Annotated in this window: 1 protein-coding gene; it reads left to right on the plus strand. The window is 48.9% G+C overall.

The features are described 5' to 3' along the window. On the plus strand, positions 1–1,091 hold a 1,091-nt coding region (locus tag A3766_RS27330; RefSeq protein ID WP_068643365.1), incomplete at both ends, for a di-heme oxidoredictase family protein.

Here is a 1,091-nt window from a genome sequence, read left to right on the forward strand (position 1 = left end):
GGCCAAAGCAAACAACGAAACAGTTTTGATCATCCCTCCCCCCTTCTGGATATGGAGACAAAGCTCGACTTTAAAATCGGCCGGGCCATCTTTGAAAAAATTTGGGTATTTGCCCCCTCAAGTACGACCGCAAGTGATGGCTTAGGCCCACTCTACAATGCAAGATCCTGCTCCCGTTGCCACGAGAAGAATGGTCGAGGCATATTAAAAGAAGAAGGTAAAACCTCCCCTGCACTATTTCTTCGGCTTAGCACTCCAGCCAAAACTGCCGAGCAAAAACGAGCACTGGAAAGTGGCCTCATAGGGCTAATACCAGAGCCTACTTATGGCACTCAGCTACAGACCTTTGCCTACCCGGGTGGACAAGCTGAGGCACAGCTACGAGTCAGCTATACAGAACAAAAAATTCAGCTAAGCGAAGGCGAAATGGTTAGCCTAAGAAAGCCGGATTACCAAATCATAGCGCCTCAGTATGGCCCAATGGATGAAGATTTGATGATTTCGCCACGTATTTCCTCGCCCATGATCGGATTGGGTCTTATCGAAGCGATAAATGAACAGGACATTCTTTCTAAAACCGACCCAGACGACAGTAACCAAGATGGTATTTCAGGCAAAGCCAATTGGGTTTGGGATCAGCAAAAACAAGCACCGGCACTTGGCCGTTTTGGCTGGAAAGCAGGCACCCCCAACCTTCGTCAACAAAACGCTAGCGCGTTCAAGGGGGATCTCGGCATTAGTACACCGTTATTTCCACAACATTGGGGCGACTGCACTCCTTCACAAACAAGCTGCCGAAAACAAGCCCATGGAAACCGCACCCGCCAAGCCCCGGATATCAACCACATGGAAGCGCCAAAGGCGATGACCGATGCTTTATTGCTGTATACAAGAAATATCGCGGTACCCATTCGAAAAATAGACAATGCAGAAATGGTCAATAAAGGAAAAGCCGTCTTTCACTCCGCTGGCTGTGCCGCGTGCCATACTCCAAGCTATCAAACATCCGGGCATACTGAGCAAACTTCTCTTAACATGCAAACCATCTGGCCTTACACCGATCTATTACTGCATGACATGGGGCTAGGGCT

Source organism: Oleiphilus sp. HI0132, from assembly GCF_001635845.1.